This is a genomic window from Streptomyces kaniharaensis, assembly GCF_009569385.1.
Lineage (GTDB): Bacteria > Actinomycetota > Actinomycetes > Streptomycetales > Streptomycetaceae > Kitasatospora > Kitasatospora kaniharaensis.
Map to the genome: position 1 here is coordinate 5,217,582 of NZ_WBOF01000001.1, position 12,626 is coordinate 5,230,207.

Annotated in this window: 13 protein-coding genes; 3 read left to right on the top strand and 10 right to left on the bottom strand. The window is 71.0% G+C overall.

Annotated elements, in window-relative coordinates:
* Positions 1 to 117: 117 nt before the first annotated feature.
* Together F7Q99_RS23405 and F7Q99_RS23410 are read left to right on the top strand one after the other, a co-directional pair.
* Complete coding sequence (locus F7Q99_RS23405) at positions 118 to 777, top strand: Pr6Pr family membrane protein (RefSeq protein ID WP_153464483.1); 660 nt, start codon at positions 118 to 120, stop codon at positions 775 to 777.
* A gap of 266 nt (positions 778 to 1,043) precedes the next feature.
* Positions 1,044 to 2,186 carry an alpha/beta hydrolase gene (locus F7Q99_RS23410; protein WP_153464485.1) on the top strand — a complete coding sequence of 381 codons (1,143 nt, stop codon included), beginning with the start codon at positions 1,044 to 1,046 and terminating at the stop codon, positions 2,184 to 2,186.
* Between the two features lie 71 nt (positions 2,187 to 2,257).
* Here the strand turns inward: F7Q99_RS23410 and F7Q99_RS23415 are convergent, their stop codons facing one another.
* The 3 genes from F7Q99_RS23415 to F7Q99_RS23425 all read right to left on the bottom strand — a co-directional run bounded on the left by F7Q99_RS23415 (position 2,258) and on the right by F7Q99_RS23425 (position 4,340).
* Positions 2,258 to 2,587 carry a MoaF-related domain-containing protein gene (locus F7Q99_RS23415; protein ID WP_153464487.1) on the bottom strand — a complete coding sequence of 110 codons (330 nt, stop codon included), beginning with the start codon at positions 2,585 to 2,587 and terminating at the stop codon, positions 2,258 to 2,260.
* A 186-nt stretch (positions 2,588 to 2,773) separates the two neighbouring features.
* Positions 2,774 to 3,289, bottom strand: coding sequence for a COG1361 family protein (locus tag F7Q99_RS23420; RefSeq protein WP_153464489.1), 516 nt, complete (start codon positions 3,287 to 3,289; stop codon positions 2,774 to 2,776).
* 253 nt (positions 3,290 to 3,542) lie between these two features.
* Complete coding sequence (locus F7Q99_RS23425; protein ID WP_326847020.1) at positions 3,543 to 4,340, bottom strand: IclR family transcriptional regulator; 798 nt, start codon at positions 4,338 to 4,340, stop codon at positions 3,543 to 3,545.
* Between the two features lie 203 nt (positions 4,341 to 4,543).
* On the opposite strand from F7Q99_RS23425, the gene aceB reads away from it, so the two are divergent.
* Positions 4,544 to 6,223: a malate synthase A gene (aceB, locus tag F7Q99_RS23430; protein ID WP_153464491.1), complete on the top strand. Its 1,680-nt coding sequence runs from the start codon at positions 4,544 to 4,546 to the stop codon at positions 6,221 to 6,223.
* Between the two features lie 292 nt (positions 6,224 to 6,515).
* Here the strand turns inward: aceB and F7Q99_RS23435 are convergent, their stop codons facing one another.
* The 7 genes from F7Q99_RS23435 to F7Q99_RS23465 form a co-directional block, all read right to left on the bottom strand.
* Positions 6,516 to 7,901, bottom strand: a complete 1,386-nt coding sequence (locus F7Q99_RS23435; protein ID WP_153464493.1) for an 8-oxoguanine deaminase — start codon at positions 7,899 to 7,901, stop codon at positions 6,516 to 6,518.
* Positions 7,902 to 7,972: 71 nt separating this feature from the next.
* A complete protein-coding gene (locus F7Q99_RS23440; RefSeq protein WP_153464495.1) occupies positions 7,973 to 9,436 on the bottom strand; it encodes a nucleobase:cation symporter-2 family protein in 1,464 nt (487 codons plus the stop codon).
* A gap of 305 nt (positions 9,437 to 9,741) precedes the next feature.
* On the bottom strand, positions 9,742 to 10,662 hold the full coding sequence (pucL, locus tag F7Q99_RS23445) for a factor-independent urate hydroxylase (RefSeq protein ID WP_153464497.1): 921 nt from the start codon (positions 10,660 to 10,662) through the stop codon (positions 9,742 to 9,744).
* Positions 10,663 to 10,693: 31 nt separating this feature from the next.
* On the bottom strand, positions 10,694 to 11,029 hold the full coding sequence (gene uraH / locus F7Q99_RS23450; protein ID WP_153464500.1) for a hydroxyisourate hydrolase: 336 nt from the start codon (positions 11,027 to 11,029) through the stop codon (positions 10,694 to 10,696).
* An 83-nt stretch (positions 11,030 to 11,112) separates the two neighbouring features.
* Entirely contained in the window at positions 11,113 to 11,616 is a 504-nt protein-coding gene (gene uraD / locus F7Q99_RS23455; RefSeq protein ID WP_326847021.1) for a 2-oxo-4-hydroxy-4-carboxy-5-ureidoimidazoline decarboxylase, read from the bottom strand.
* Between the two features lie 202 nt (positions 11,617 to 11,818).
* Entirely contained in the window at positions 11,819 to 12,199 is a 381-nt protein-coding gene (locus tag F7Q99_RS23460) for a helix-turn-helix domain-containing protein (RefSeq protein WP_326847022.1), read from the bottom strand.
* The gene (locus F7Q99_RS23465; RefSeq protein ID WP_153464504.1) at positions 12,196 to 12,441 is read right to left on the bottom strand and encodes a thiamine-binding protein; all 246 of its coding nucleotides are present in this window, start codon (positions 12,439 to 12,441) and stop codon (positions 12,196 to 12,198) included. The genes F7Q99_RS23460 and F7Q99_RS23465 overlap by 4 nt, the downstream gene beginning before the upstream one ends.
* Positions 12,442 to 12,626: the final 185 nt, after the last annotated feature.

Below are 12,626 nucleotides of genomic sequence, written 5' to 3' on the forward strand. Positions count from 1 at the left end.
CCTGTGCGGCTCTCTCCTGTGGCCGAGTCCGTGCTCCCGGGTTTGAATCCGAGTAACCCCCGGTGGACCGCGCCCGGGCCAGGCCCGGACCACGCCCCGAGAGAGGCGGACTCGACGATGTACTCGTGGCTCGCTCCCGCCCGGATCGCCGTCGCCGTCCTCGTGGCCGTCGCCCTCGGCTTCTTCGGCTACCACGCCGCGACCGACGCCACCGGGGTACTGAACTACTTCAGCTACTTCACCAACCTCGCCAACATGGCCGGCGCCGTCGTCCTGGGCCTCGGCGGCTGGGCGGGCCTGACGGGCCGCCGCCCCGTGCCGGACCAGCTGCGTGGTGCGGTCGTGCTCTACCTGGCGATCACCGGACTGGCCTACGGCACCGGGCTCGCCGCGTACCCGGAGCCGCTGGTGATCCCGTGGGTGAGTGACGTGATCCACCGTGCGATGCCGCTCGTCGTGCTCGCCGACTGGCTGATCGACCCGCCGGTGCACCGCATCCGCCGGGTGGCGGTCCTCGGATGGCTGGCGTTCCCGCTGGTCTACCTGGCCTACACGCTGCTCCGCGGCCACGCGATCGACTGGTACCCGTACCCGTTCCTCGACCCGGGCCTGCACGGCGGCTACCGCCGCGTCGCCGGGGCGTGCGTCCTGATGACGGCGGCCTTCGCCCTCATCGGAGCAGCCGTGGCCAGTGCGGGCAACGCCCTCGCCGACCGCCGTGACGCCCGCAACGGCGCGGTGCCACCGGGCCGCCGCGCCGACGCCCAGACGAACTGACCGCCGGTAAAGGCCAGGAGCCCGCCCAGCATCTGCCCAGAGCCCACCACGTGGCGGCGCTGCCACGGCACGGCGAACAGATTTCAGATGACAGATTTCAACATCTGTCATCTGAAATCTGTCATCTGTCGGCCGTCGCCCTCGGTCGTCCGCCGCCCCGGCCCGCTAGGGTGGGTCATCGCGTGTCCCGACGGGGAACCGGGGGAGGTGCCCCGGATGTCCTAGCGGCGGGGGCGGGGAGTTCGAGGCGTGGGAGCAAGTAGGACATGGGTCTGACGAGCCACAAGGTGCTGGCGCTGACCGTATTGATCGCCGTCGTGATGATGGCCGGCACGGTCTGGCTGTGGCCCAGACTCGCCAGGAAGACCTGGCAGGCGGTGCTCGGCCGCATCGGCACGCTGCTCGCCACCCAGCTCGCCGTGCTCGCCGCGCTCGGCCTGGTGGCGAACAACTACTTCGCCTTCTACAGCAGTTGGGACGACCTGCTGGGCACCGGCGACAACGGCCCGGTGGTGATCCACAACAAGGCGGACGCCTCCGGCCGCCTGCTCGTGGAGACGATCGGCCACGCCTCCGTCCAAGGCGGCGGCGCGATGGGCCGCGAGCCCGGCCAGTCCGGCGAGATCCGCAAGGTGCGGATCGACGGCGCGGTGACCCGGCTCTCCACCGAGGGGTACGTCTACCTGCCGCCGCAGTACTTCCAGCCGGAGTACGCGCAGAAGCAGTTCCCGGCGGTGATCATCAGCACCGGCTTCCCCGGGCAGGCCGAGAACCTGATCACGCGCTTCAACTACCCGGGTGCGGCGCTCAAGCTGCTCCAGGCGGGGAGGATGCAGCCGACCGTCATGGTCCTGATGCGCCCCTCGCCGGCCCTTCCGCAGGACACCGAGTGCGAGGACATCCCGGGCGGGGCCCAGTCCGACACGTACTTCACCAAGGACGTCCCGGCGGCGATCGAGGCGAGCTTCCGGGTCTCCGCCGACCCGCAGGCGTGGGCCTTCATGGGCAACTCCACCGGTGGCTACTGCGCGCTCAAGCTGGCGATGCGCCACCCGGACGTCTTCCCGACCGCCGTCTCGCTGTCCGGCTACTACCAGGCCGCCGACGACCCGACCACCGGGGACCTCTACGGCGGGAGCAAGCAGCGCCGGGACGAGGCCGACCTGATGTGGCGGCTGAAGAACCTGCCGCAGCCGAAGGTGTCCGTCCTGCTGGCCGGCACCAAGAAGGGCGACGGCGACTACAAGCGCGACACCGAGGCCTTCATCGACGCGGCTCGGAGTCCGATGAACGTCTCCTACAGCATGCTGGAGACCGGCGGCCACAACTTCGAGACCTGGAGCAGGCTGCTGCCGTCCTCGCTGGAGTGGCTGTCCCAGCACCTCAAGGTGCCGAACCAGGCGGTCTGACCGTCCGCGCGGCCCGGGGACTCCGCACCCGGGCCGGCACCCACTCGGACGACCTACCGCCGGCGTCCCGCTCAGGCCACCCGCTCCAGCGTCCCGGTGTGCAGCTCGCCGACCCGGCCGCCCTCGCCCTCGAAGGTCCAGAACGCGCGCACGGTCAGCCGGGCCAGGTCCATCACGTGGCTCACGGTGATGCCGCTCTGCTCGGTCCAGCTGACGAAGTACACCTCCGGCGCGACCTCGGCGACGTGCAGCTCCACGTCCTCCCACTGGCCCGCCGACTCGCCGAGGCCCTCCCAGCGCAGCCGCTTGCCGTCGGCCGAGTAGGCGTTGCGGAAGGCCGCGCCGTTGTCGGCCCGGAAGAGGTAGGTGCGGCCGGCGAAGGCGGGCAGGGGCGCGGTCATGGTCGGACGGTTCCTCGTCTTTCACGGATGTGCGGCGCTCTTGTGCACTGCGGTGGATGTCGGACCTCCAATTTATCCGACCGGGCGAGCCGACCGGATGCACTCGGCCACACTCGGCCACCTCACTCCGCGAGGGCATCCGGGCGGCGACCGACGCGGGCTCCTCGGCCCGGGCGGCGTGACCGGTCAGGAATCGGCAGCCATCTTGACCACCCTGATGTCGAACGGCTGCCGGTTGTTGCTCTCGTTCCGGTCGTCCGGACTGCGCAACGCGACCGACCCGCCGGTGAGCGTGCCCGCCGGCAGGTTCGGGGAGAGCCGCACCGGGACGAGGGCGGTCGCGCTGCGCATCGGCGGCAGGCCGGGCCCGAAGACACAGCGGACCCGGTGGCCGTCCTGGGACGCCTCGCAGTCCGCGGGGTAGTACGGGCCCTGCGGCGTCACTCCCGCCGGCAGCGCGACGACGACGGTGAACGGCGAGGCGGTCGCCTCAGGGCCGCGGTTGGCGACGAAGGCGTGCACGGTGGTGGTGCCGCCGGGCGGGGCGGGGTCGGGGTCGAGCCGGACCACCTCCAGGTCGGAGTTCGAGGGCGGGGCGGCGGGGCCGAGCGGCGCGAGCCGTACGGCCGGCCGTGGGTCGGGCCGTCGCAGCGCCCAGGACGGTTCGGCGGCCAGCACCGCCACCGCGCAACCGGCGGCCACGGCCGCGGCCGTCCAGGCCGCGGTCCTTCCGGCCGTGGACGTTCCGGTCGCGCCGAACCCGCCTCGAAGTACCGAACGTCTGCGTACCGAACGTCTGCGCTCCAACGCCGTTCACCGTGCCCTCGTACTCCGGCCGCCCGCGCCGTCGCGGACCGCGTCCGCACCAGGGTGGCCGAGCGGTGGGAGGGCCGTCGCCGCAACCCGCCCTCGGGCCGCCCGAACGGACGAACGCCCGAGCCGGACTGACGGCTGGTCAGGGAGCGAGTACCTGCCCCAGCCGGGTCGCGATCTGGTGCATCACCGGTACCAGTGAGGACGCGCCGGCCTGCTCCTCCAGCGCCCGGATGCGGGCCTCCGGGCCGGAGACGGACAGGGCCGTCGGCGTCGGCGCGCCCGGTACGGCGAGCGCGATGCAGCGGACGCCGATCTCCTGCTCCTGGTCGTCGACGACGTACCCGCGCTCGCGCGCCTCGGCGAGCTGGCGCATCAGCTCCTGCGGGTCGGTGACGGTGTACTCGGTGTGCGCGGGCAGCGGGTTGGGGCCGAGGACGGCGCGAGCCTCGTCCTCGGGCAGCTGGGCGAGCAGTGCCTTGCCGACGCCGGTGCAGTGCGGCTGCACCCGGCGGCCCACCTCGGTGAACATGCGCATCGAGCGGCGCGACTGCACCTGGCCGACGTAGACCACCTCGCCGCCCTCCAGCACCGCGAGGTTGGCGGTCTCGCCGGTGGCTTCCATCAGCTCCGCCAGGTACGGGCGGGCCCAGCTGCCGAGCAGGCGGCCGGCCGTCTCGCCGAGGCGGATCAGCCGGGGCCCGAGGGTGTAGCGGCGCGCCGTGTCCTGGCGGACATAGCCCTGCTGCACGAGGGTACGAACCAGTCGGTGGATGGTCGGCATGGGGAGACCGGAACTGGTGGAGAGCTCGCTGAGCGTGGCCACGCCACCGGAGTCGGCCAGCGCCTCCAGGAGTTGGAAGGCGCGTTCGACGGACTGCACGCCGCCGCTCGCGCGGTCGGCGCCCCTCGTCGATGCTGTGTCGGGGGTCGCGACCACCGGCGTTCCCTTCGCTGTCGGGGAGGAGTAGAGTCCCCGCGATCACCTCAACAAACCGTTGAAATTCTGTATCGCGGAAACTAGTCTCCACTTTACAGAATCGAACCCGTCGACAGGTGGGTTCCGGTCAGGAAGTTCCCGCCGGAGTTCCCTTCGCCAGGCTCAACCGTCCCAGGCTCAACCGTCTTAGGAGTGTCCTGCTCATGGCTGCCGATCAGGGACCCTCCCCCAGCCCTCGGCTCGGGGTACCCCCCAGCACCTCCCCTGCCGCTCCGGTCGTCACCGTCGCCGGTCCGCGCGTCCACCGGGCGGAGGAGGTGCTCACTCCGGAGGCGGTGGCCTTCGTCGTCGGCCTCCACCGCGCGTTCGAGGGCCGCCGGCAGGAGCTCCTCGCCCGACGAAAGGCCCGGCGCGACGAGATCGCGCAGTCCGGCACGCTGGACTTCCTCCCCGGGACCGCCGACGTCCGGGCCGGCGACTGGACGGTCGCCGAGGCGCCCCGCGCCCTCCAGGACCGCCGCGTCGAGATCACCGGCCCCACCGACCGCAAGATGGTCATCAACGCCCTCAACTCCGGGGCGAGGATCTGGCTGGCCGACTTCGAGGACGCCACCTCCCCGACCTGGGAGAACGTCGTCAGCGGCCAGATCAACCTGATCGACGCCTTCGAGGGCCGGATCGACTTCACCACCTCCGCCGGCAAGGCCTACACGCTCAGGCCGGCCGCCGAACTCGCCACCGTCGTGGTCCGCCCGCGCGGCTGGCACCTGGACGAGAACCACCTGCTCGTCGACGGCACGCCGGTGGCCGGCGCGTTCCTCGACTTCGGCCTCTACTTCTTCCACAACGCCGCCCGGCTGCTCGCCAAGGGCGCCGAGGACCCCAACTCCGGGCCCTACTTCTACCTCCCGAAGACCGAGAGCCACCTGGAGGCCCGGCTCTGGAACGACGTCTTCACCCACGCCCAGGCCCAACTCGGCATCCCTTACGGCACCATCCGCGCCACGGTGCTGATCGAGACCATCACCGCCGCGTTCGAGATGGACGAGATCCTGTACGAGCTGCGCGACCACGCGGCCGGTCTCAACGCGGGCCGCTGGGACTACCTGTTCTCCATCGTCAAGAACTTCCGCGACGCCGGCGAGCACTACATCCTGCCGGACCGCAACAGCGTGACCATGACCTCGCCGTTCATGGCCGCCTACACCCGCCTGCTCGTGCAGACCTGCCACAAGCGCGGCGCCCACGCGATCGGCGGCATGGCCGCGTTCATCCCCAGCCGCAGGGACCCGGAGGTCAACGCCGCCGCCCTGGAGAAGGTCAAGGCCGACAAGGACCGCGAGGCGGGCAACGGTTTCGACGGCTCCTGGGTCGCCCACCCCGACCTCGTCCCGGTCGCCCGCGCCTGCTTCGACGCGGTGCTCGGCGAGCGCCCCAACCAGAAGGACAACCCCGGCCCGTCCGAGCCGGTCACCGCCGAGCAGTTGCTCGACATCGCCGGCGCCGGCGGCACCTGCACCCGCGCCGGGCTGCACAACGCCGTCCAGGTCGGCATCCGCTACATCGAGGCCTGGCTTCGCGGCCTCGGCGCCGTCGGCATCTTCAACATGATGGAGGACGCCGCCACCGCCGAGATCTCCCGCTCGCAGATCTGGCAGTGGATCCACAACGGCGTCGTCCTCTCCGACACCCGGGAGAAGGCCACCGCCGACGTGGTGCGCACCATGGTCGCCGCGGAACTGGCCGAACTCCGGGCCGAACTGGGAGAGGACGCGTACGCCGGCGGGCGCTGGCGCGAGGCCGCCCAGCTCTTCGAACAGGTCGCCCTGGCCGAGGACTTCGCGGACTTCCTGACCCTCCCCGCGCTGCCCCTCCTGGGCTGAGCCCAATCTATCCGCCGGCGCCACCGCCGCCCCCTGCCGGGTCGGCGCAACCCGGCGGCGCACCACTCCGTTCCGTACGGCGACGAATCCACCGGTCCTCTCGTCGCCGTACGGAACGGCTCTGCTTGCCGACTCTGCCATCGCCCCGGCGACGTCCGCCACAGCAGGCACGCCGCAGCCCCGGACCCTCGCCGTGGGTCCGGGGCTGCGGTCCGCGCGCCCGGCCGGGTGGGGTCGGGGTTGCGGAGTCCGGGTCACGCGCCGTCCCTGGGCGGCCCGGAACTCAGGGGTGTCACACCGGTCGGGCGGCGAGCTCCTTGGCGGCGCGGGCGCAGTCCCGGGCGATCCGGTCCTCGTTGACGGTGGTCAGCTGGCCCTTCTCCACCACGGCGTTGCCGTTGACGAACAGGACCGACAGCGGCGGCAGCGCGCCGAGGGTGAGGGCGGCGACCGGGTCGGCGATGGACGAGTGCATGATGCCGTCGACCTTCCACAGCGCGAGGTCGGCGAGCTTGCCGGGCTCGATCGAGCCGATCTCGTTCTGGCGGCCGAGCACCCGGGCGCCGCCCATGGTGCCCAGGCGCAGCGCCTGACGGCCGGTGAGGGCGGTGGGGTAGCCGTGCAGGCGGTTGATCAGCAGGGCGTTGCGCAGTTCGGTGCCGAGCTCGCCGGACTCGTTGGACGCGGTGCCGTCGACGCCGAGGCCGACCGGGACGCCGGCCCTGAGCATGTCGGGCACGCGGGCGATGCCGGCGGCGAGGCGGGCGTTGGAGGACGGGCAGTGGGCGACGCCGGTGCCGGTCTCGGCGAACTTGGCGATGTCGGAGTCGTTCATGTGGACGCAGTGCGCCATCCAGACGTCCTCGCCGAGCCAGCCCACCGACTCGAAGTAGTCGGTCGGGCCCATGCCGAACAGTTCCTTGCAGAACTGCTCCTCCTCGGCGGTCTCCGAACCGTGGGTGTGCAGTCGGACGCCCTTGCGGCGGGCGAGTTCGGCGGACTGGCGGAGCAGGTCGGTGGAGACCGAGAAGGGCGAGCAGGGCGCGATGGCGACGTGCAGCATCGAGCCGAAGGAGGCGTCGTGGTACGTGTCGACGGCGGCCTCGGAGGCGGCCAGGATGTCGTCGAGCGTCTCGACGGCGTGGTCCGGGGGCAGGCCGCCGTCCTTCTTGCCGCGGTCCATGGAGCCGCGCAGGGCGGTGAAGCGCAGGCCGAGTTCCCGGACGGCCTCGATGGAGGCGCCGAGGACGTCGCCGCCGTCCTTGGGGAAGACGTAGTGGTGGTCGGAGGCGGTGGTGCAGCCGGACTTGAGGAGGGCGGCGGCGGAGCCCTGGCTGGCGGCGTGGACGAGCTTCTCGTCGATGCGGGCCCAGGTCGGGTAGAGGGCGACCAGCCAGTCGAAGAGGATGTTGTCCTGGGCGAGGCCGCGGGTGATCCACTGGTAGAAGTGGTGGTGGGTGTTGACCAGGCCGGGGGTGACCAGGTGTCCCTCGGCGTTGATCCGGCGCACCACGTTGTCCAGCCACTGCGGGGCGGGGCCGCTGCCGACCGACTCGATCGTGTTGCCGAGGATGACGACGTGGCCGCGGGCGTACTCGGTGTCGTCGGCGTCGACCGTCGCGATGGCGGCGTTCTCGATGACGATCCGCTGGTCGGTGGGCGGGGGCTGGACTGCCATGGTGTTACTCCTATGGGGGAGGGGGCCGGGGAGGGGCGCACGATGAGCGGCGTGCGCCCGTCCCTGGCCGGTCAGGACGGTGTCACCGTCGGCACCGTCGGGCCGGGAGCCTCGCCGTTCGACGACCGGCGGGCGGCTCCGACGTGGTGGAAGAGCAGGTTGAGCAGGACGGCCGTCACGGAGCCGGCCGAGATCCCGGAGTGCATCAGGGTGCGGACGGCCTCCGGGAAGGCGTCGTAGAAGGTCGGCACCGCGATCGGGACGATGCCGACGCCGAGCGACACCGACACCAGGATGGTGTTGGATCCGGACTCCATACCGGCCTCCGCGAGGGTGCGGATGCCGCTCGCCGCGACGGTGCCGAAGAGCACGATCCCGGCGCCGCCCAGGACGGGCTGCGGCACCACGGAGACGACCGACCCGAGCACGGGGAAGAGCCCGAGCAGGATCAGGATGCCTCCGCCGGCCGCGACCACGAAGCGGCTGCGGATCCTCGTCAGCGCCACCAGCCCGATGTTCTGGGCGAAGGCGCTGGCGGCGAAGCCGTTGAAGACCGGGCCGAGCGCGGTGGCCAGGCCGTCGGCCCGTAGGCCGGCGGCGAGCGTGGCCTCGTCGGCCTCGCGCTCGACGATCCTGCCGAGGGCGAGCATGTCGGCGGTGGACTCGGTCATCGAGACCAGCATGACGATGCAGAGCGAGATGATCGCGGCAGCGTCGAACATCGGCGCGCCGAAGTGGAACGGGGAGGGGAGCGCGAAGATCTTCGCGTCCTTGACCGCGCCGAAGTCGCCCAGGCCGAGCGGGAAGGCGATCAGGGTCCCGAACGCCAGGCCGACGAGCAGCGAGAGCTGCTGCCAGAAGCCGCGCAGCAGGCGGTTGCAGAGCACCACCGCGACGAGGGTGATCGCGGCGAGGCCGATGGCCCGCATGGAGCCGTAACCGGGAGCGGACGGCGAGCCGCCGCGCGCCCAGTTCACCGCCACCGGCAGCAGGGACAACCCGATGAGGGTGATCACGGTGCCCTGGACGACCGGCGGGAAGAACCTGATGAGCCTGCAGAAGTACGGGGCCGCGAGGAGGCACAGGACCCCCGCGACGATCACCGCGCCGAAGATCACCGGGAGGGCGTTCTTCGGTCCCTGTTCCTTCGCGATGGCGATCATGGGCGCGACGCCAGCGAACGAGACGCCGTTGACGAACGGCAGCCGTGCGCCGATCCTCCAGATCCCGAGGGTCTGGAGCAGGGTGGCCAGCCCGGCGGTGAACAGGCTGGCCGAGATGAGGAGGGCGAGTTCGCCGGGGGGGAGCCCGACGGCGGCGCCCACGATGAGCGGGGGTGCGACGACTCCCGCGTACATCGCGGCGACGTGCTGGAGTCCGGTGGAGACGAGCTTCACCGGGGACAGCAACTCGTCCACGGGGTGGGTTTCCGGTCCGGACACCTTGCCGGGGAGGCTCGTTGACGTGTCGTCCGGACCGGAAGATCTTGCGGGGGTGGAACCGCCGTCGGTGGTGCTGGTGTTGCTGGGTGCCATGTCGAGCCCCTCTTGTGCCCGTGGCTCCCGGCGCGCCCGCGGCGCTGGAGACTGCCCGGTACTTCCCTGGCCGAGGACGGGACGGCGGTGCAAGGGTCCCTCGGCCGGCCTCTCCGGTGCCCCGGGCCGGCCGCCGCGAGGCGGGCACGAACTCCGGTGGGTAGGGGTGGAGAAACAGGTGGTGCGGGTACTTCCGGTGGTGCTGCCGGCCCGGTGCTCCCGCGGCCTGGCGGCCGGGAGGTAGCCCCAACCGGCCACAGGGAGCGGGAGGTTGCGGCGATGCCGGGCGGTGTCCATGGGGCGGGTCAGACGACCGGGATGACCGGGACGACGCCCTCGCGGTGCACGGTGCCCTCGATGAGGCCGTACATGCGGTCCGCGGCGTAGTAGACCTCGTTGTCGTTCTCGAGGCCGAACGGCTCCAGGTCGACGAGGAAGTGGTGCTTGTTGGGCAGCTCCAGGCGGACCTCGTCCACCTCGGCGCGGTTGTTGAGGACGCGGGTGCCCATCGCGTGCAGGGTCTGCTGCAGCGAGTAGGAGTAGGTCTCGGCGAAGGCCTCCAGCAGGTGCCGCTTCACGTGGGTGTACGAGCGGTTCCAGTTGGGCTGCGCCTCGCCGTCGCGGCCGCTGTAGCCGTACTTCCAGCGGGCCGTCACCTGGGTGGCGAGGATGCGGTCGTAGGCTTCCTGAAGGGTGGTGTACCTGTCCTTGATGTAGCCCCAGAACTCCGAGTTGGTGGAGTTCATGACGACGAGGTCCTTGAGGCCGGAGATGACCTGGACGGACTCGCCGTCGTAGACGACCTCGGTGGTGCGGATCTCCTGGCCGTTGCGGACGAAGGAGTGGCCGACCTCCTCGGAGCCGATGAAGCGGGCCGAGTTGTCCGGGGTCTTGATCCGGTCCCAGGCGTACTCCTCGATCCGGATGCGGGCGCTGTGGACGACGCCGCGCTCGGTGTCGTCGACGAAGTGGCGTGCCAGGACGATGCCGAAGGCCTCGGCCGACTCGATCCCGTACTCCTTGGCGAAGGCGTACACGGTGTTCTTGGTGGTGTCGGTGGGGAGGCAGTTGGCGTTGGACCCGGTGAGGTGGACGTCCTCGAACTCGCCCTGGAGGGAGACCGAGACGTTCAGGTCCTTGATCTCGTGCCGGGTGGAGTCGCGGTAGACGCGTACGATGCGGTTCTCCGCCTTGCCGTACTGGTTCTGACCGAGCACGTGGGCCATGACATGGCTCCTAAGCTTCCAGGTCGGTCTACTAGCTTCCGCGGTAGACCGAGTATCCGAACGGGTTCAGCAGCAGCGGCACGTGGTAGTGGTGCTGCGCGGGCGCGACCGTGAAGACGATCGAGACCTCGGGGAAGAACGGCGCCTCCTCGGACGCGAGCGCGTGGTACGCGCCGGTGTCGAAGAGCAGCCGGACGACCGAGCCCGCCTCCACGGCCGGCAGGTCCTTGACCCGGCCGTCGGAGTCCGTGGCGGAGGTGCCGAGCACCTGCCAGCCACTCTCGGTGTGCAGTGCGAGCTCGACCGGGACACCTTCGGCCGGGCGGCCGAGGCTGGTGTCGAGCACGTGGGTGGAGATGCCAGTCATGGGTGAAGTGACCTTACTGATGGCAGAGGTGAGGCTACGTCAGCTCGTTCCCGCCGAGGGCGAGAGATGGATTTGACGATACGTCAGGATTTGTCGAGCAGCCGGTTGATGCGGATGTCGTTGATCTTTCGCAGCTCGCCCCGGACGATCTCCGCCTCGGCGGCGGGGTCGTTGGGGTAGCGCTCGCGCAGGGCGGCGAGCATGGTGGCCGCGGTGCGGCCGGTCGCGCAGATCAGGAACACGTGGCCGAACTTGGCCTCGTAGGCGGCGTTGGCCCGGTGCAGTTCGTCGAGGAGCGCTTGGTCCACGCCTTGGACGCCGGCCTGCTCGCGCTCGGAGGTGGCGTCGCCCGCCTTGGGCTCGCCGATCCGGGCGTGGCCGGCCATCGCGTCGTGCAGGTCGCCGACCGTCAACGACTCCATCGCCGCCGCGTTGGCGGCGAGCAGGGCGCTCCGGTCGGGCCAGGGTCTGGCCTTCGCGACGGCGGCGGCCCAGCGGGGGCTGGAGCAGATCTCCAGCAGGATCGCCTCCAGCTCGGCGGCGTCGGCCGCCGCCAGGGCGTCAAGGGCGCGGGGATGATTGGTCACGGGTGGACCTCCTGAAGAGTGGTGCCACCCGCACAAGCTAGATCCACCCCACCCGGTCGTCAACACTTTGTTGAACGGTTGGTGGTTACGTTTTGCACCGACCTTCATTGCCGGGCCGTTTCGTGTGCGATTCGCCGAGTGTGCCCCGCCGGCGGTCGGACCAGGCTGGCCGCACCGGCGGGTTCACCCGTTCGGAAGGCCCTCAGGGGGACGTCGAACCGTCCTGCCGGTTCAGGTAGTTGTACACCGTGAAGCGGCTGACGCCGAGTGCCGAGGCGACCGTCTCGACTCCGTGGCGGACGGTGAAGGCGCCGCGCTCCTCCAGGATGGCGACGACCCGCTGCTTCTCCAGGCGGTCCAGCTCGGCCAGCGGGCGGCCGTCGAACTGGCGGGTCATCTCGGCCAGCAGCCGGTCCAGTGCGCTGCTCAGGTGTGGCAGCCGGACGGCGAGCGCCGGGGCGCCCTCCCACTCCAGGACGACGTCCTCGGTGCGCGCCTCGTCCAGTGGGACGGGCGTCGCGCCGACCGCGTCCAGCAGCGGCTTTATCGCCGCGGCGAGCGGGTGTTCCACGTGCTCGGTCACCGCGTGCCGCCCTCCTCGCCCAGCACGCTGACCTGGACCGAGATCCGGGTCGCGCCGGCGTCCAGGGTCTCCCGGAGCAGCTTGGTCACCGCGCTGAGGACCTGCTCGGCGTCGCCCTCGGCGCCGGTCCCGAACGGGCCGACCGAGACGGCCAGGCCGGCCTCGTCGACCACCTTGCGGGCGGTCGCCGCGTGCTCCGGGAACGAGTCCAGTTCGAACGGCTCTGTCGTGAATTCCACCATCAATCGCACCTGCTCACTGTAGCGAGCGGGGGTCGGGCGAGGCAGGGGCTGGTCGATCGAACAGTCGCTGGCCCGGCGCGGGGCAGCCGGTGAGCCACTTCAACAAAATGTTGCGACAGCCTTGACAGTGGTTCAGCGGGCCGGAGAAGCTTCCATCAAGCAGAATCCTTCTTCCGTATTGTGGA

What these genes read in the sequence shown, in the direction of transcription:
- F7Q99_RS23415 (WP_153464487.1), bottom strand. Translation starts at nt 2,587, where the DNA reads ATGACCGCGCCCCTGCCCGCCTTCGCCGGCCGCACCTACCTCTTCCGG.
- F7Q99_RS23405 (WP_153464483.1), top strand. Translation starts at nt 118, where the DNA reads ATGTACTCGTGGCTCGCTCCCGCCCGGATCGCCGTCGCCGTCCTCGTG.
- aceB (WP_153464491.1), top strand. Translation starts at nt 4,544, where the DNA reads ATGGCTGCCGATCAGGGACCCTCCCCCAGCCCTCGGCTCGGGGTACCC.
- F7Q99_RS23435 (WP_153464493.1), bottom strand. Translation starts at nt 7,901, where the DNA reads ATGGCAGTCCAGCCCCCGCCCACCGACCAGCGGATCGTCATCGAGAAC.
- pucL (WP_153464497.1), bottom strand. Translation starts at nt 10,662, where the DNA reads ATGGCCCACGTGCTCGGTCAGAACCAGTACGGCAAGGCGGAGAACCGC.
- F7Q99_RS23465 (WP_153464504.1), bottom strand. Translation starts at nt 12,441, where the DNA reads ATGGTGGAATTCACGACAGAGCCGTTCGAACTGGACTCGTTCCCGGAG.
- F7Q99_RS23410 (WP_153464485.1), top strand. Translation starts at nt 1,044, where the DNA reads ATGGGTCTGACGAGCCACAAGGTGCTGGCGCTGACCGTATTGATCGCC.
- F7Q99_RS23440 (WP_153464495.1), bottom strand. Translation starts at nt 9,436, where the DNA reads ATGGCACCCAGCAACACCAGCACCACCGACGGCGGTTCCACCCCCGCA.
- uraH (WP_153464500.1), bottom strand. Translation starts at nt 11,029, where the DNA reads ATGACTGGCATCTCCACCCACGTGCTCGACACCAGCCTCGGCCGCCCG.